The sequence below is a fragment of the Streptomyces angustmyceticus genome, assembly GCF_040701845.1.
Taxonomy (GTDB): Bacteria; Actinomycetota; Actinomycetes; order Streptomycetales; family Streptomycetaceae; genus Streptomyces; species Streptomyces angustmyceticus_A.
Genome location: NZ_JBFBHQ010000022.1, coordinates 36,109 through 53,258, shown reverse-complemented (window position 1 = coordinate 53,258; position 17,150 = coordinate 36,109). Strand labels below are relative to the sequence as shown.

The 17,150-nt window shown below is 72.0% G+C and carries 12 protein-coding genes; 8 read left to right on the top strand and 4 right to left on the bottom strand.

Annotated features, from left to right (window positions below; all coding sequences use genetic code 11):
• The first annotated feature begins 93 nt into the window (after positions 1-93).
• The 4 genes from AB0411_RS29885 to AB0411_RS29870 all read left to right on the top strand — a co-directional run bounded on the left by AB0411_RS29885 (position 94) and on the right by AB0411_RS29870 (position 6,525).
• Positions 94-1,218 carry an LLM class flavin-dependent oxidoreductase gene (locus tag AB0411_RS29885; protein WP_366420401.1) on the top strand — a complete coding sequence of 375 codons (1,125 nt, stop codon included), beginning with the start codon at positions 94-96 and terminating at the stop codon, positions 1,216-1,218.
• A 29-nt stretch (positions 1,219-1,247) separates the two neighbouring features.
• Positions 1,248-2,987, top strand: a complete 1,740-nt coding sequence (locus AB0411_RS29880) for an N-acyl-D-amino-acid deacylase family protein (RefSeq protein ID WP_366420400.1) — start codon at positions 1,248-1,250, stop codon at positions 2,985-2,987.
• A gap of 160 nt (positions 2,988-3,147) precedes the next feature.
• Positions 3,148-4,608, top strand: coding sequence for an aldehyde dehydrogenase family protein (locus AB0411_RS29875; RefSeq protein WP_366420399.1), 1,461 nt, complete (start codon positions 3,148-3,150; stop codon positions 4,606-4,608).
• A 339-nt stretch (positions 4,609-4,947) separates the two neighbouring features.
• Positions 4,948-6,525: an APC family permease gene (locus tag AB0411_RS29870; RefSeq protein ID WP_366420398.1), complete on the top strand. Its 1,578-nt coding sequence runs from the start codon at positions 4,948-4,950 to the stop codon at positions 6,523-6,525.
• A gap of 213 nt (positions 6,526-6,738) precedes the next feature.
• Here AB0411_RS29870 and AB0411_RS29865 read toward each other — a convergent pair whose 3' ends face one another.
• Together AB0411_RS29865 and AB0411_RS29860 are read right to left on the bottom strand one after the other, a co-directional pair.
• Entirely contained in the window at positions 6,739-7,701 is a 963-nt protein-coding gene (locus tag AB0411_RS29865) for a quinone oxidoreductase family protein (RefSeq protein WP_366420397.1), read from the bottom strand.
• A gap of 236 nt (positions 7,702-7,937) precedes the next feature.
• Positions 7,938-9,458: a CehA/McbA family metallohydrolase gene (locus tag AB0411_RS29860; RefSeq protein ID WP_366420396.1), complete on the bottom strand. Its 1,521-nt coding sequence runs from the start codon at positions 9,456-9,458 to the stop codon at positions 7,938-7,940.
• Between the two features lie 257 nt (positions 9,459-9,715).
• Between AB0411_RS29860 and AB0411_RS29855 the strand changes: the two genes are divergently transcribed.
• The 3 genes from AB0411_RS29855 (at position 9,716) to AB0411_RS29845 (ending at position 14,097) form a co-directional block, all read left to right on the top strand.
• Positions 9,716-10,540: a TIGR03619 family F420-dependent LLM class oxidoreductase gene (locus tag AB0411_RS29855; RefSeq protein ID WP_366420395.1), complete on the top strand. Its 825-nt coding sequence runs from the start codon at positions 9,716-9,718 to the stop codon at positions 10,538-10,540.
• A 376-nt stretch (positions 10,541-10,916) separates the two neighbouring features.
• Positions 10,917-11,315, top strand: coding sequence for a VOC family protein (locus AB0411_RS29850; RefSeq protein WP_366420394.1), 399 nt, complete (start codon positions 10,917-10,919; stop codon positions 11,313-11,315).
• Positions 11,316-11,448: 133 nt separating this feature from the next.
• Positions 11,449-14,097 carry a bifunctional FO biosynthesis protein CofGH gene (locus AB0411_RS29845; protein ID WP_366420393.1) on the top strand — a complete coding sequence of 883 codons (2,649 nt, stop codon included), beginning with the start codon at positions 11,449-11,451 and terminating at the stop codon, positions 14,095-14,097.
• Positions 14,098-14,224: 127 nt separating this feature from the next.
• Here the strand turns inward: AB0411_RS29845 and AB0411_RS29840 are convergent, their stop codons facing one another.
• Both AB0411_RS29840 and AB0411_RS29835 read right to left on the bottom strand, forming a co-directional pair.
• Positions 14,225-14,479 carry a hypothetical protein gene (locus AB0411_RS29840; RefSeq protein ID WP_086720495.1) on the bottom strand — a complete coding sequence of 85 codons (255 nt, stop codon included), beginning with the start codon at positions 14,477-14,479 and terminating at the stop codon, positions 14,225-14,227.
• Positions 14,480-14,593: 114 nt separating this feature from the next.
• Positions 14,594-15,550, bottom strand: a complete 957-nt coding sequence (locus AB0411_RS29835; RefSeq protein ID WP_366420392.1) for a D-2-hydroxyacid dehydrogenase family protein — start codon at positions 15,548-15,550, stop codon at positions 14,594-14,596.
• Positions 15,551-15,942: 392 nt separating this feature from the next.
• On the opposite strand from AB0411_RS29835, the gene AB0411_RS29830 reads away from it, so the two are divergent.
• Positions 15,943-17,064 carry an ADP-ribosylglycohydrolase family protein gene (locus AB0411_RS29830; protein ID WP_366420391.1) on the top strand — a complete coding sequence of 374 codons (1,122 nt, stop codon included), beginning with the start codon at positions 15,943-15,945 and terminating at the stop codon, positions 17,062-17,064.
• Positions 17,065-17,150 lie beyond the last annotated feature (86 nt).

Sequence of the window (17,150 nt, the reverse complement as noted above, 5' to 3'; positions counted from 1 at the left end):
TTGACGCTCCCCGTGCGCGGTGGAACAGTCGGCACAGCAAATCTGACGGTACGTCAGAAATGGCGAACGGCTCTCAGGGGACGGTGAACCTCCTTGGAATTCGGGCTCTTTGTACAGGGATACGTGGGCAAGCGGGCCGAGACCGATCCGCTCGCGGAGCACAAGGCGCTGATGGAGGAGACCGAGTACGTCATCCAGGCGGACAAGTCCGGCTTCAAGTACGCCTGGGCGTCCGAGCACCACTTCCTGGAGGAGTACTCGCACCTCTCCGCCAACGACGTCTTCCTCGGCTACCTGGCCCATGCGACCGAGCGGATCCACCTGGGCTCCGGGATCTTCAACCCCCTCGCCCAGGTCAACCACCCGGTGAAGGTCGCCGAGAAGGTCGCCATGCTCGACCATCTCAGCGAGGGCCGCTTCGAGTTCGGCAGCGGACGGGGCGCCGGCAGTCACGAGATCCTGGGGTTCCTCCCGGGCATCACCGACATGAACCACACCAAGGAGATCTGGGAAGAGACCATCGCCGAGTTCCCGAAGATGTGGCTCCAGGAGGAGTACGTCGGGTTCCAGGGCAAGCACTGGCAGCTGCCGCCGCGCAAGATCTTCCCCAAGCCGTACGGGGCCGCGCACCCGGCGATGTGGTACGCGGCGGGCTCGCCGTCCTCGTACGCCATGGCGGCGAAGAAGGGCCTGGGCGTGCTGGGCTTCAGCGTGCAGAAGGTCTCCGACATGGAGTGGGTGCTGGAGCAGTACAAGACGGCGATCCGGGACGCCGAGCCGGTCGGCGGCTTCGTCAACGACAACGTGATGGTCACCTCCACCGCGATCTGCGCCGAGACGCACGACAAGGCCGTCGAGATCGCCGTGGGCGGCGGGCTGAACTACCTGCAGTCGCTGGTCTTCCGCTACCACGACACCTTCCCGCGGCCCGACGGCATCCCCGAGTGGCCCGAGCTGCTGCCCGACTACACCGCCGAGGTCATCGAGCTGCTCATCGCCGAGGAACTGATGATCTGCGGCGACCCGGACGAGGTGCTCGGGCAGTGCAGGCGCTGGGAGCGGGCCGGCGCCGACCAGCTGAGCTTCGGCCTGCCGATCGGGATCTCGTACGAGGACACGATGAACACGGTCAAGCTCATCGGCGAGCACGTGATCCCGAAGATCGACACCGATCCGGTCCACCGGACGACCCGGTTCCGTCAGGCCGCGGGCAGCTGAGTCCGCCGAGGGGAAGGGGCGCTCCGCCCATGCTCGACCACCTGATCAAGGGCGCGACCGTAGTGGACGGTACGGGCACGCCCTCGTACACCGCCGATGTCGGCATCCGCGACGGCCGGATCGCCGTCGTCGCCCCGGCCGGCACCGTCACCGAGGAGGCGAGGACGAGCGAGGACGCCACCGGGCTGGTCCTCGCCCCCGGCTTCGTCGATCCGCACACCCACTACGACGCGCAGCTGTTCTGGGACCCCTACGCCACCCCCTCGCTCAACCACGGCGTGACGACCGTGGCGGGCGGCAACTGCGGCTTCACCCTGGCACCGCTGCACCCCGACCGGCCCGCCGACGCCGACTACACCCGGCGGATGATGTCCAAGGTCGAGGGCATGTCCCTGGTGGCGCTCGAAGAGGGCGCCCCGTGGACGTGGCACTCCTTCGGCGACTACCTGGACGCGCTGGAGGGGCGGATCGCCGTCAACGCGGGTTTCATGGTGGGACATTGCGCGCTGCGGCGGTACGTCATGGGCGCGGACGCCGTCGGCGGGCAGCCCACCCCCCGGCAGATGGACGAGATGCTGGCGCTGTTCCACGAGGCGATGGACGCCGGGGCCTGGGGCTTCTCCACCACGCAGTCCACCACCCACTCCGACGGGGACGGGCAGCCGGTCGCCTCCCGGCACGCCGGACGGGACGAGCTGCTCGCCCTCTCGCGTGCCGTCGCCGTACACGAGGGCACCCAGATCGAGGCGATCGTGGCGGGCTGCCTCGACCAGTTCGACGACGACGAGATCGAGCTGTTCGCGGCGATGAGCGCGGCGGCCGGCCGGCCCCTGAACTGGAACGTCCTGACGATCGACGCGGCCGTGCCCGAGCGGGTGCCGCGCCAACTGGCCGCCGCCGAGCGGGCCCGGGAGGCCGGCGGCCGGGTCGTGGCCCTGACGATGCCGATCCTCACTCCCATGAACATGTCCCTCGGCACCTTCTGCGCGCTGAACCTCATCCCCGGCTGGGGCGAGATCCTGGGCCTGCCGGTGCCCGAGCGCCTCGAAAAGCTCCGCGACCCCGACGTCCGGGCCGAGCTGCTGCGGCGCGCCGGCAGCAAGGAAGCCGGCGTCTTCCGGCGGCTCACCGACTTCGGCCGGTACGTCATCGGGGACACCTACTCCCCGGAGAACGAGGGCCTGACCGGACGTGTCGTCCGGGACATCGCGGCCGAGCGCGGCCTGGAGCCCTTCGCCTGCATGGTCGAGATCTGCGCCAACGACCGGCTGCGGACGGTGCTGTGGCCGATGCCGACCGACAACGACCCGGCCTCCTGGGCCCTGCGCGCCGAGACCTGGCAGCACGAGGACGTGCTGCTCGGCGGGTCCGACGCGGGCGCCCACCTGGACCGGATGTGCGGTGCGCCGTACACGACGCGCTTCCTCGGCGACTGCCTGCGCGGCCGGAAGCTGGTGGGCCTGGAGCAGGCGGTGAAGATGCTCACCGACGACCCCGCCCAGCTCTTCGGTCTGCGGGAGCGCGGCCGCATCGAGGACGGCTGGCACGCGGACCTGGTCCTCTTCGACCCCGAGCGGATCGACGCGGGCAAGGCCACGCTCGTCCACGACCTGCCCGGCAACAGCCCGCGGCTGGATTCCCGGCCCATCGGCATCACCGCGGTCTGGGTCAACGGCGTCGAGACGATCCGCGAGGACGTGGTGACCGGCGCGGTGCCGGGGACGGTCCTGCGGTCGGGGCGGGACACGCGGACGGTGAGTACGAAGTGAGGGCGTGGGGTGGAGCGGGGAACGCGGCGGGGCGTCACGTGGCGGCGCCGGGAGGGGCCTGGCCGCAGGGGGCGTCGAGTTCTGCCAGTGGGACGGGAGATGGCAGCGGCGGGTCTCACGTGACGCCGGCGGAAGCTGACATGGGAGCGGTGAGTGCCCGATGACGTCGGCGGGGCGGCTGTTCATCGACGGCGAGTGGGTGGAGCCCGACGAGGGGCACTACGAGGTCATCGATCCGGCGACGGAGGCGGTCGTCGGGCTCGCGCCCGAGGCGAGCCGGGCCCAGGTGCACCAGGCGGCGGCCGCGGCGCGGGAGGCCTTCGCGACCTGGTCCCGTACCCCGCCGCAGGAGCGGGCGGCGGTCCTCGACCGGGCCGCCGAGGTGATGCAGCGCGACTTCGCGGCGCACGCCGAGCTGGCGCAGGCGGAGAGCGGCGCCACGACCGCGACGGCGCGCGGGATGCAGGTCGCGGTGGGGGTGGCGCGCTTCCGGCGGTATGCGAAGGGGGCGCTGGAGCCGGTCGAGGAGGGGCTGCCGCCGCAGATCAACGAGGCCGGAGCGATGGGGAGGGCGGCCGTGCTGGGCGCCCTCGCCGGGCGCCGGCCCGTCGGCGTCGTCACCTGCATCACCTCGTACAACAACCCGTGGGCGAACCCGGCGGGCAAGATCGCCCCGGCGCTGGCGATGGGCAACACCGTCGTCGTGAAGCCCGCTCCGCAGGACCCGCTGTCGGTGTACCGGATGGTGGCGGCGCTGGCGGAGGCGGGGGCGCCGCCGGGGGTGGTGAACGTGGTGAGCGGCGCATCCGCGGAGGTGGGCGAGGCGGCCGTGGACGCGCCGGACGTGGACATGGTGAGCTTCACGGGCTCGACGGCCGTCGGGCAGCGCATCGCCGAGGTGTGCGGACGCGGGATGAAACGCCAGCTCATGGAGCTGGGCGGCAAGGGCGCCGCGGTGGTCTTCGACGACGCGGACCTCGACTCGGCGGTGGCCGGCATCGGCACGACGTACTCCTTCTACAGCGGGCAGATCTGTACGGCGCCCACGCGGGTGATCGTGCAGCGAGGCGTGTACGAGGCCCTGGTGGCGCGGCTGACGCAGTACATCGGGCACCTCACGATCGGCGATCCGCGCGCGCGGGGGACGGTGGTCGGACCGGTGATCTCGGCCGCGCACCGCGACCGGGTCGAGTCGTATGTGGAACTGGGCAGGAAGGAAGGCGCACGGGTCGTGGCGGGCGGCGTACGGCCGTCCGCCCCGGAGCGCGGCTTCTATGTCGCGCCGACGCTGCTGGCCGACTGCACCCCCGAGATGCGGGTCGTGCGGGAGGAGATCTTCGGTCCGGTCGTCGTGGTGCTGCCCTTCGACGAGGAGGACGAGGGGGTGGCCCTCGCCAACGACAGCGACTACGGGCTCATCGACTACGTGTGGTCCGGCGACATCGCCCGCGCCTTCCGGGTGGCCCGGCAGCTACGGGCCGGCGGGGTCGGTGTGAACACCGTCGGCCGGAACATGGAAGCGCCCTTCGGCGGCTTCAAGAAGAGCGGGGTCGGGCGGGACGTGGGTTCCTACGCGCTCCATGCGTACAGCGAGCTGCAGGCGATCGTGTGGGCGGGGTGAAGCGAGGCGGCGGGCCGGGTGAGGGGTGACGGCGGGGCGAGCGGTGTCGTGCGACCTCGCCCCCGTCGCCGGGTGAGGCTTCGTGAGGTCGCTCCGCGTGGCGCCCGCTCGCCCGGCGTCCGGAAATCGGACGGGAAAATTTAGAACCGGGGCAAAAGGGACAGGGCTGCGGTTCTCGCAATGCGAAAGATGTATGTCGAAACCTTTGCATCAAAGGCTGTAGAGGGAGCTCTCTTTGCTATGGCAGCACTAGATCCCTGAAATCCCTTGGTAAAGAAGGGGTGGCTCGCGGAAGTTGATCTTCCGGATGCGGATACAGCAGCCCTTAACGTCCTGTTCATGGTTCAGGTTGACCCCCGCCCCCAGACCGGAGACACGGTAACGAGCGTCGGCGCTGCCGGCGGCGACACCAGCAGTGACACCCGCAGCAAGGGCCTCAGCGGAAACTCCGTCGGCCTGCTCGGCAGCGCGGTCATCGGCATCTCGACCGTCGCGCCCGTCTACTGCCTCACCTCGACGCTCGGTCCCACGGTCGGCGAGGTCGGGGTGCAGATGCCCGCGGTGTTCCTCGCCGGGTTCCTGCCGATGCTGCTGGTCGCCTTCGCCTACCGCGAGCTCAACAACGCGGTCCCGGACTGCGGCACCTCCTTCACCTGGACGGTCAAGGCCTTCGGCCCACGCGTCGGCTGGATGTGCGGCTGGGGGCTGGTGATCGCGACGATCATCGTGCTCTCCAACCTGGCCGGCGTCGCCACCTCGTTCTTCTATCTGCTGCTCGGCGAACTCACCGGCAGTCCGGCCGTCGCCGCCCTGGACGACAACAAGGCCGCCCACGTCCTGACCTGCCTGGTCTTCATCGCCGCCGCCACGGCCGTCAGCTATCGCGGGATGACCGCCACCAAGGGCGTCCAGTACACCCTGGTCGGCCTGCAGCTCGCGGTGCTCGCCGTGTTCGTCGCGCTGGCCGTGATCAAGGCGCGGTCCGGCGACTTCGCCGGCTCCCTCGACTTCTCCTGGACCTGGCTCGACCCGTTCGCCGTCCAGTCGTTCTCCGCCTTCACGGCCGGTCTGTCGCTGTCGATCTTCATGTTCTGGGGCTGGGACACCTGCCTCACGGTCAATGAGGAGACCGCCGGCAGCGCGAAGACGCCCGGCCGCGCCGCCCTGCTGGCCATGGTCGTGCTGATCGGCTCCTACCTGCTCACCGCCGTCGCCTCGCAGATGTTCTCCGGCGTCGGGCACGGGGGCCTGGGACTGGGCAACCCGGACACCGCCGACAACGTCTTCGCCGCGCTCGCCAACCCCGTCATGGGCACCGTGCTCGGCGTGCTGCTCTTCGTCGCGGTCCTCGCCTCGGCCGCGGCCAGCCTGCAGACCACCTTCATCCCGGTGGCCCGGACGGTGCTGGCGATGAGCACCTACGAGGCGCTGCCGGCGTCCTTCGCCAGGATCCACCCGCGCTTCCGCTCCCCGGGCCGGGCGACCGTCGCGGCCGGCGTCGCCACCGGCGTCTTCTACTCCGTGATGAGCTTCCTCAGCGAGAACGTGCTCATCGACACGATCTATGCGCTCGGCCTCATGATCTGCTTCTACTACGCGATCACGGCCTTCTCCTGCGCCTGGTTCTTCCGCCGCGAGCTGCGGCACTCGGCCCGTGACCTGCTGTTCAAGGGCGTCTTCCCGGTCCTGGGCGGCATCCTGCTCGCGGCGGTCTTCTGCAAGACCCTGGTCGACATGTGGAACCCCGCCTACGGCTCGGGCAGTTCGGTCTTCGGCGTCGGCTCGGTCTTCGTCATCGGCGTCGGCCTGCTGGTCCTGGGCCTCGTGATCATGCTCGTGATGCAGCGGCGCAGCCCGGCCTTCTTCCGCGGCACCGTCCTGACCCGGGCGACGCCGGCGCTGGTGGTGGAGGACTGACGGCTGTGGGCTGGGGACCACGGCGGGCCGAGGGCCAGGGGGCGGTCCGGGCAGGGGCGGATTCGGCGTCGGGGGAGGGGCGTTCGGCCCTTTCATGGGCGATCGTCCGGCTTTCGTGAGGGGGCCTGGATTTCGTGAGGGGCGCTTGGCTCCGGGGGACGGTGGTGCGGATTCAGGGACGGTGGTCCGGGTTCCTGGGCGGGCATGCGGCCTTCATGGGCGGAGGACCAGCTTCCCCTTCGTGCGGCGGGCGAGGAGGTCCTCATGGGCGTCGCGGGCCCGTGCGAGGTCGTACTCCGCGCCGACCAGAGGCCGCAGTCGCCGCCGCGCCGTGAGGTCGAGCAGCTCCTCCAGGACCGGCCCACCGGCCCCGTTCCGGGCGAGGAGCGGGACCAGCCAGAACCCGGCCACGCCGATGTTCTCCACCGCGAGGCGGCTCGGGTCGAGGGCCGAGGCGGACTGCCGCGACGAGGCGCCGTACGTGACCAGCCGGCCGAGGTATCCGAGGGTGTCCAGGGCGGCGTCGAGGACGGGGCCGCCGATGGCGTCCAGGACGATGTCCACCGGGCGCCCCTGATTGGCGTCGAGGACCCGCTCCCGGTAGCCCTCCGCGTCGCCGTCGACGGCCGCGTCCGCCCCGAGTTCGAGGGCGAAGGCGCGCTTGTCCTCGGAGGAGGCCGTGGCGATGACCCGTCCCGCACCGAACTCCCTGGCCAACTGGACGGCGAGGCTGCCCGTTCCGCCCGCGGCGGCGTGCACCACGACGCTCTCGCCGGGCCGCACCCGCGCGACCGACCGCAGCAGATGCCACGCCGTCAGCCCCTGTATGAGCAGAGCCAGTGCCTCGCCCGCGCTCACCTCTTCCGGTAAGGCGACCAGGTCACGGTCGGGGACGACGGTCCTCGCCGCGTAGCCGCCCTGGAGGACATAGCCGAGGACCCGCCGCCCGTCCGCGGTCCGGCCGACGACCTCCATGCCGGGGATGCGCGGCAGCGGCCCCTTCGGCGCGTGAGGGCCGTCGGGTTGCTCGCCCGCCATCTGCTTGATGTCACCGAAGTTGACACCCGCGGCCGCCACCTCGACCAGCGTCTCGCCCGGCCCCGCCACCGGGTCCGGCACCTCGGCCTCCCTCAGGACCTCCGGCTCACCGAACCGCTCGAACTGCATGGCACGCATGACGCTCCTCCCGGACGGGTCCAGCTCCTCATTGCCCGGCCGTTTCGGGAGGGCCGGGCCCTGGTTCGCCGCGACTGATCACGTTCCCTCTCCGCCAAGTTACGTGGCCCGCAGTGATCGTGGCGGGCACTCATGGCGTTGCCCGTGCGCGCACGGCCCGCGGCCCTCGCCGCTCGGGTCCGGCCGGCCCGGCCGTGCGCGCTGCGGGTGCCGCTCGCCCGCCCGGCGGGCTGCCGTCAGCCCCAGTGCCCCACGAAGACCGGGTTGGTCATGGCCGCCATCGGGCCCGGCAGGCCCGCGGTCGTCGAGGGGTGGCGGACTTCCGCGCGTATGTAGGCGGCGTGGTCCGCGGTGGTCTGCCAGCTGACGGTGCCGTTGCCGGAGGCGGGCAGCGGGGTGGAGTACAGCTGCCCCTGGTCGGTGACGAAGGAGACCGTGCAACCGGGGGCGCCGGAGACCTTGAGGCGGGCCGTGACCTTCGCCGTACGGGGGACCTCCAGGCGTTCGGCGATCCCGGCGTGTTCACCCCGTTCACCGGTGACGGCGAAGGCGAGATCGACCTTCGACGACTCGGCGATCCACACCCGGCCCGCCCGGATGCCGTCCAGCAGGGCACGGCGCGAGAGATCGTCGGCGAGGACCACGGTCTGCGGCAGGCCCACCACATCGGGGTCGCGGTGGGCGTCGCTGTGGCCGACGGCCGGCAGCCAGTCCGCGCGGCCACGGGTGTGTGCGACCAGGGCGTTGTCCCATTCGGCGAGGGTGATCTCGTCATCGGGGGTGTACGGGCCGTTCCAGACCTCCACCGCATCCGCTTCGTTCAGCCCGAACTTCCAGTTGCAGCCGATGCAGGTGGCGTGCGGATGCGCCGGGATGACCAGGCCGCCGGCCCGCCGGATGGCGCGCGCGTACTTCCCGAAGGCGTTGTCGCGGGCCCGGTAGCGCCAGTCGATGAAGACCTCGGGGTCGGTGCCCATCGCGACCACGTGCCCATTACGGGTGGTGACCTCCTCGCCGGTCAGGATCAGCAGGTCATCGCCCCACAGGCCGTCCCAGGCACGGTGCGCGGAGGTGGTGTTGTGCTCGGAGGTGTTGAGGAAGTCCAGCCCGGCGGCGCGGGCCAGCGCGGCGATCTCGGCGGGGGTGCGTCCGCCGTCGGAGTGGACGGAGTGCAGATGGCCGTCGCCGCGGTACCAGGCGCGGCCCCGGCCCCGGGCGCGCTCGGGCGGATGGACGGGCGCCGGGGTGCGCCCCTGGGGCCCGTACCGCAGGGTGACCGTGACGTCGTAGGAGAGACCCTGCGGCGCGACCGTGTACGGCCCGAGGGCGATGTGCCAGGTGCCGGCGTTGACGGGGCCCGGCAGATATCCGGGGGTGGCGTCGTCGGCGCGCAGGAAGAACTCCGTACGCGCGCCGCCCGACCAGCCACGGAAGCCGGCGCCGCCGAGGTCCGTGCCCCGTTCGTCGAAGATGCCGATGTCGCAGGCGTTGCCGGCCGTGCCCGCGGGGACAGCGGGTCTGTCGTAGCTGTACGCCACGGCGATCTCGCGGACGCCCGGCGGCACCTCGACCGGCAGATGGACGAAGTCCGGCGCACCCGTGGGCAGATGGCCCCGCACCCGCCGGGTCTGCTCGCCGGGACGGCCCCCGGGCTGCCCGGCGGCGGGTGTGGCGTCGGCGAAGCTCACACGTCCGAGCGTAAGCGCGCCCGTCGCGCCCGCAACCGCCGAAAGTCTCAGCACGTCACGTCGATCCATCCCCGCCCCCTGCCGTCGTGTGCCGTCTCGTGTGCTCTCCTGCCCGCGCCGGGCCCGTGCCGCGTCAGCCCGGTTCCTGCGCCGTGCAGCCCGCTCCGGGCCCGGCGCGCCCGTCTGTTTCCGTCGCGCGGCCGGCTCGTTGCGCCGCGTGAAAACTGTTGTACGCGCGTGCGGCGGGGAGGGAAAGGGCTGTGGATAACCGTCGGGCGGTGCGGCAACATTCGGTCTCTCACACGCCTGACGCGGAGGTGTCCCGTATGCGGATCGCGACCACGATCTTCCTGACCGACGAGACGATCCGGCCGGACCGGCTGGGCCACGAGCTGGAGCAGCGCGGATTCGACGGCCTGTATCTCCCCGAGCACACCCACATCCCCGCCAGCCGGGACACCCCCGCCCCCATGGGCGAGCCGCTGCCCCGCGAATACGGCCGCACCCTCGACCCGTTCATCGCGCTCGGCCAGGCCGCCGCGGTCACCGAGCGGCTCGCGCTCGGCACCGGCATCACCCTCGTCGCCCAGCACGACCCGGTCGACCTCGCCAAGCAGGTCGCCACCCTCGACTTCCTCTCCGGAGGCCGCTTCACCCTCGGCGTCGGCTACGGCTGGAACGTCGAGGAGGCCGCCGACCACGGGGTCGCATGGTCGACCCGGCGCGCGCTGACCCGTGACCGGGTGGCGCTGATGCGCGCCCTGTGGGCCGAGGAACCGACCGCGTACCAGGGAGAATTCGGGTCGGTCAGGGCCTCGCTCGCCCACCCCAAGCCGGTACACGGCGCACCGCGCATCCTCCTCGGCGGCGCGGCCGGACCCAAGCTCTTCGGGCAGATCGCCGAGTACGCCGACGGATGGCTGCCGATCGGCGGCGGCGGGCTGGCGGAGACCGTTCCGGTGCTGCGCCGGGCCTGGGCGGACGCCGGGCGCACCGGCGAGCCGGTGGTGGTGCCCTATGCGGTCCGGCCCTCGGCCGGGAAGCTGGCCCACTACCGCGAGCTGGGCGTCCGGGAGGTGGTCCTGCAACTGCCGCCGGCCGGGGAGGGCGAGGTGCTGCGGACCCTGGACGACTTCGCGCAGTACCTGTGAGGTGTGACGCAGGGGAGCGCGGCGTGCGGGAAGGGTGACGGACGGCGGAGCGGAGCGCGCACGGGCCCCGGGGGAGGCGCCCTTATTGCCGGCCCGCTGCCGGGCGCCCCGGACCGGCCTAGGACCAGCGGTGTAGCGCCTTCCGACCGGGCCGGTACCGGAGAACGATCCGCCGTGGCCCGTGCGGTCGTAGCGTCGAAGGTGAAGGGCCGCGGATCCCCCGTGGAGCGGCGGCCCGACGAGAACGGTCACGGGCCGGAAGATCAGGGCTCCACAAGCCCGGAAGGTCAACGGTCCACGACGGGCAACGGTCCGCGCCGATGCGGCAGATCAGGGGACGCGTTGCCCACGCGACCCGAGAGATCAGGGAGATCCCATGCCTCGCCTCGACCACACGATCGTGCACAGCACCGACCGTTTCGCCTCCGCCCGGTTCCTGGCCGACCTGCTCGGCGCGCCCGAACCCAAGGCGTTCGGCCCCTTCGCCGCCCTCAAGCTCGACAACGGAGTGGCCCTCGACTACGCCGAGCATGTCGCCAAGGGAGAGTTCGTCCCCACGCACTACGCGTTCCTGGTGACCGAGGACGAGTTCGACGGGATCTTCGCCCGCATACAGGAGCGCGGGCTGCCCTACTGGGCCGACCCCATGCACACCAGGCCCCAGGAGATCAACACCCTGGACGGCGGCCGTGGTCTCTACCTCGACGACCCCGACGGCCACAACATGGAGTTCCTGACCAGGACGTACTCCGACGAGTTGCTGGCCGGTATGTAAGCGTGCCGGGAGCCGCCGCCGGGAAGTGCCCGTTCCGGGCCCGGACGGAACCACCGTCCCAAGTGATCAGTGGCACACAGGCCGCCCGTTCTCCGGCGGCGGCGCTGTCGGCGGGCGCTCGTATCCTCGGAGGATGACTTCCAGCGCGCAGGGACCTGACCAGGCATCCGACCGAGGTACCGACCGCGAAACGGCTTCCGGGACGGCCCCGCGGAGCCGCCCGGCGGCCAACGCCATGCGCCGGGCCCTCAAGCGCGCCCGCGACGGTGTGGCGCTGGACGCCGGTGAGGCCGCGGTGCTGCTGCAGGCCCGCGGCGCCGACCTCACGGACCTGTGCGCCTCCGCGGCCCGGGTGCGGGACGCCGGCCTGGAGGCCGCCGGACGCCCCGGAGTCATCACGTACTCGCGCGGTGTCTTCATCCCCCTGACACGCCTGTGCCGGGACACGTGCCACTACTGCACCTTCGTCACCGTCCCCGGCAAGCTGCGCCGCGACGGCCACGGGATGTTCCTGTCCCCCGACGAAGTGCTGGACATCGCCCGCCGCGGCGCCGAACTGGGCTGCAAGGAAGCCCTCTTCACCCTGGGCGACAAGCCGGAGGACCGCTGGCCCGAGGCCCGTGAGTGGCTGGAGGCGCACGGCTACGACGACACGCTCTCCTACGTCCGCGCCATGGCCATCCGCGTCCTGGAGGAGACCGGGCTGCTGCCGCACCTCAACCCCGGGGTGCTGTCCTGGACGGACTTCCAGCGGCTCAAGCCCGTCGCCCCGTCCCTGGGGATGATGCTGGAGACGACCGCCGAGCGGCTGTGGAGCGAGCCCGGCGGCCCCCACTACGGATCGCCCGACAAGGACCCCGCCGTCCGCTTGCGCGTCCTGGAGGACGCCGGCCGCTCCAACGTCCCCTTCACCACGGGACTGCTCATCGGCATCGGCGAGACCTACGAGGAACGCGCCGAGTCCCTCTTCGCGCTGCGCCGCGTCCAGCGCGCCTACCACGGCATCCAGGAACTGATCATGCAGAACTTCCGCGCCAAGCCGGACACGGCGATGCGCGGAATGCCGGACGCCGAACTGGAGGAGCTGGCCGCGACCATCGCCGTGGCCCGGCACATCATGGGTCCCTCGACCCGCATCCAGGCGCCGCCCAACCTCGTGGACGGCGAGTATGCGCTGCTCATCGACGCCGGGATCGACGACTGGGGCGGCGTCTCCCCGCTGACCCTGGACCATGTGAACCCCGAGCGCCCCTGGCCGCAGATCGACGAGCTGACCGAGCGCTGCGCCGCCTCCGGGTTCGAGCTGAGGGAACGGCTCCCCATCTACCCGGAGTTCCTCCAGCGCGGCGAGCCGTGGCTCGACCCCCGCCTGCTGCCCCATGTACGTGCGCTCGCCGACCCGGAGACGGGCCTGGCCGTGGAGGACGCCCCCGTGGTGGGGCGCCCCTGGCAGGAGCCCGACGAGGGCTTCACGACGAGTTCCTCGGGCCGTACGGACCTGCACCGCACCATCGACACCGACGGCCGCACCGCCGACCGCCGCGACGACTTCGACGACGTCTACGGCGACTGGGAGGCGCTGCGGGAGGCCGCCGCCCCCGGGATGGCGCCGGAGCGCATCGAAGCCGACGTACGACAGGCCCTGGCGCAGGCCGCCGACGACCCCACCAAGCTCACCGACGCGCAGGCCCTGGCGCTGCTGCACGCCGACGGGCCCGCCCTGGACGCCCTCTGCGGCATCGCCGACGCGCTGCGCCGCGACACCGTGGGCGACGACGTCACCTACATCGTCACCAGGAACATCAACTTCACCAACGTCTGTTACACGGGCTGCCGCTTCTGCGCGTTCGCCCAGCGCCGCACCGACGCCGACGCCTACACCCTCTCCCTCTCCCAGGTCGCCGACCGTGCCCAACAGGCGTGGGAGGTCGGTGCGGTGGAGGTGTGCATGCAGGGCGGCATCCACCCCGACCTGCCCGGTACGGCGTACTTCGACATCGCGCGCGCCGTGAAGGAACGCGTCCCCGGCATGCATGTGCACGCCTTCTCGCCCATGGAGGTCGTCAACGGCGCGACACGCACCGGGCTGTCCCTCCGGGACTGGCTCAGCGAGGCCAAGGCCGCCGGACTGGACACCATCCCCGGCACCGCCGCCGAGATCCTCGACGACGAGGTCCGCTGGGTCCTCACCAAGGGCAAGCTGCCCGCCGCGACCTGGGTCGAGGTCATCAAGACCGCCCATGAGCTGGGCATCCGTTCGTCCTCGACGATGATGTACGGCCATGTCGACCAGCCGCGCCACTGGCTCGGGCATCTGCGGCTGCTGGCACAGATCCAGCAGGAGACCGGCGGCTTCACGGAGTTCGTCACCCTCCCCTTCATCCACACCAACGCCCCCGTCTACCTCGCCGGTATCGCCCGCCCCGGCCCCACCGTGCGCGACAACCGTGCGGTGACGGCGATGGCCCGGGTGCTGCTCCACCCGCACATCACCAACATCCAGACCAGCTGGGTCAAGCTCGGCACGGAAGGCGCCGCCGAGATGCTCCGCTCCGGCGCCAACGACCTGGGCGGCACCCTGATGGAGGAGACCATCTCGCGGATGGCGGGATCGAGTTACGGCTCCTACCGCTCCATCCAGGACCTCATCGCCATCGCCGACCGGGCCGGCCGCCCGGCCCGCCCCCGCACCACGACCTACGGCCCGGTCACCGAGGAGCGCCGCACCGCCGCCCTGGCTTCGGACGGCCACCTTCCGGAACTGCTGCCCCTGGTCGACTAGGCCGGACGGGCCGAGCGGGCTCGCTCGGCGCCGGTGGACCGGTCGGCTGCCCGGCCGGCCGGTTGCTCGCCGGTCGGCTGTCCGGTGGGTCGTCCGGTTGCTCCGCCGCCCGCTCGGCCCGGGTTCCCTACTCGCCCTCGTACTCGGCCTCGTGCTGCAGGATGCACTGCTGCCACTGCGACAGCGCCTCTTCGCGGTCGCCTCCGCTGTCCTGGGCGGCGACGATCAACGCATCGGCAGCCATGGCGGCAAGGCGCACCGCGATATGGCAGACGTCGCTCTGGGGGAGCGGACGGAGGAGTTCCACCGCGCCGTCGCTGTCCCCGGAAAGCGCGGAGGCGACGACGGCCATGGTGGTGCGATCCCACTCGTACTCGGACATGGGGAGAGCATGCCCAGCGCGCGCCGCCGCCATCATCGAACGAATGCGCCACGGGTGCGGCGCGATAGGCCGGCCGGGAGCGGCGGAATCCGGTGGCCGGCCGGCCCTTGGGACTCAGCCCAGTTGGCGGATCGGGCTGCCCGCCAGGAAGGCGGTGATGTCCTCGACGGCCTCTTGGAAGTAGCCCTCGTAGTTGCGGCGGGTGACATAGCCGAGGTGGGGGAGGGCGAGCACGTTCGGGAGGGTGCGCAGGGGGTCGTCGGCGGGCAGCGGCTCGTGGTCGAAGACGTCCAGGCCGGCGCCGGCGATCCAGTTCTCCCGCAGCGCCCGGAGCAGCGCGGACCGGTCGACGATGGCGGCGCGGGAGGTGTTGACGAGGTAGCCGGTGGGCCGCATCCGGCGGAGCTCCTCGGCGCCGAGCAGGCCGCGGGTGCGGTCGCCCAGGACGAGGTGCACGGAGACGAAGTCGCCGGCCTCCAGGAGCTCTTCCTTGGCGGCGGCGTGCACGCCCGCCGCCGCGGCGCGCTCGGCGGTGAGGTGGGGGCTCCACGCCGTCACGTTCATGCCGAAGGCCTGGCCGATCCGGGCGACGCGGGTGCCGATCTTGCCCAGGCCGAGCAGCCCGAGCGTACGGCCGTGCAGGTCGGTGCCGAGGGTGCTCTGCCAGGGGCCACCGTTGCGCAGCGCGGTGTTCTCGGTGACGACATGGCGGGCGAGGCCCAGGATCAGCGCCCAGGTCAGCTCGACGGGCGGCTCCGTGTGGCCGGCCGTACCGCAGACGGTGACGCCGTGCCGGGCGGCGGCCGCCAGATCGATGGACGCATTGCGCATGCCGGTGGTGACCAGGAGCCGGAGGCGCGGCAGCCGGGCGAGGAGCGAGGCGGGGAACGGGGTGCGTTCCCGCATCGCGACGACGATCTCGCAGTCGCCGATCGCCTCGACCACCTCGTCCTCGGAGCGGAAGGGCTCCCGCAGCGTACGCACATCGACGGCATCCGCCAGGACGGACCAGTCGGCCAGGGAGAGGGCGACGTCCTGGTAGTCGTCGAGGACGGCACAGCGCGGAGTCATACGGATCCTCCCGAGGGGCGGCGGATGGCCGGGCGGCTCTGGGGCAAGATCGATCCAACCCCGCGGGCCCGTACGGCGCACCCCCTTCGCCGGCCGCAAGCAGACATCCGCCCGCCGGCGCCCCGAGCCGGCGACCCGCCCGCCGGCGCCCTCACGAGCCGAGGAACCCCCAGAGCGACGAACCCGCACCGATCGGTGCTGATGGAGTCGTTTCGGCCACGGCCGTATCGGCCGAGCACCGGCCCATCGGGGCGGTACCCGGTCAAAAGCCGCCTTGCGAGTGACTAGCCGCAATACTCGCCTGGCCAAAAATTGATCAATCCTGGTCGATTACAGTGCTGCGCCAGGGGCCCCGCCAGGCCCCGGGACGTTGTCAGTTTCTGGAGGGCGCAGTGAGCGCAGCGGGAGGCGGCGCCGCCATCTGGGGCCGCACGGAACAGCAGGACTTCCGTAGCCGGGTGCGCGGCTGTCTGCTCGGCGGCGCCATCGGCGATGCCCTCGGCGCCGGTATCGAATTCGACTCGCTCGACGCGATCCGTACGGCACACGGCCAAGAGGGCGTGTCCGATTTCGTACCCGCTTACGGGCGGCGCGGCGCGGTCACCGACGACACCCAGATGACCCTGTTCACCGTGGACGGCCTGATCCGGGCCCAGGTGCGCCGCGACACCGGCGCCTGGCATCCGCCCACCGACGTCCACCGCGCCTACCTGCGCTGGGCCGCCACCCAGCGCGACTGGGGCCCGGACGAGCGCAGGAAGGACGACGGCTGGCTCGCCCGCGAGGAGTGGCTGTACTCCCGCCGGGCCCCGGGCCGGGCCTGCCTGAGCGGTCTCGGCGACGAGGTCATGGGCACGCTGGAGACGCCCAAGAACCCGGACTCGAAGGGCTGCGGCGCGGTGATGCGCTCCGCACCGTTCGGACTGCTGGTCGGCTGGGAGCCGCAACTGGTCTTCCAGCTCGCCGCCGAGTGCGCGGCGCAGACACACGGCCACCCCACCGGCTATCTGGCGGCCGGCGCCTTCGCGGTCATCAGCCACTCGCTGGCCCGCGGCGAGGACCTCGACGGCGCCGTGCAGAAGGCGCTGGCGCACCTGGCCACCCGCCCCGGCCACGAGGAGACCACCGACGCCCTCAAGCGCGCGCTCGGAGCCGTGCGGCAGGGCATGCCGACGCCCGCCCGGGTGGAGTCGCTCGGCGAGGGCTGGACGGCCGAGGAGGCGCTGGCGATCGGCGTGTACTGCGCCCTGGTCGCCGAGGACATCCGCCATGGCCTGCTGCTCGCCGTCAACCACGGCGGTGACAGCGACTCCACCGGCGCCATCTGCGGCAACCTGCTGGGCACCCTGCACGGCGAGACGGCACTGCCGCCGGTGTGGCTGGTCGAGCTGGAGGGCCGGGAGACGATCCTCCAGCTGGCCGACGACTTCTCGATGGAGATGACGCAGGGCCCCGCCCTGCACGGCCCGGCCGGCTCGTCACCGGGCTGGCTCGCCCGGTACCCGCGGGCCTGAGGGGGCTGCCCGACCGGGCCAGCCCCTCGTCCCGCCCCACCCCGCCTCTCGTCCCGCTGCCGCCCTACGCCCAACCCCGTCGCTCC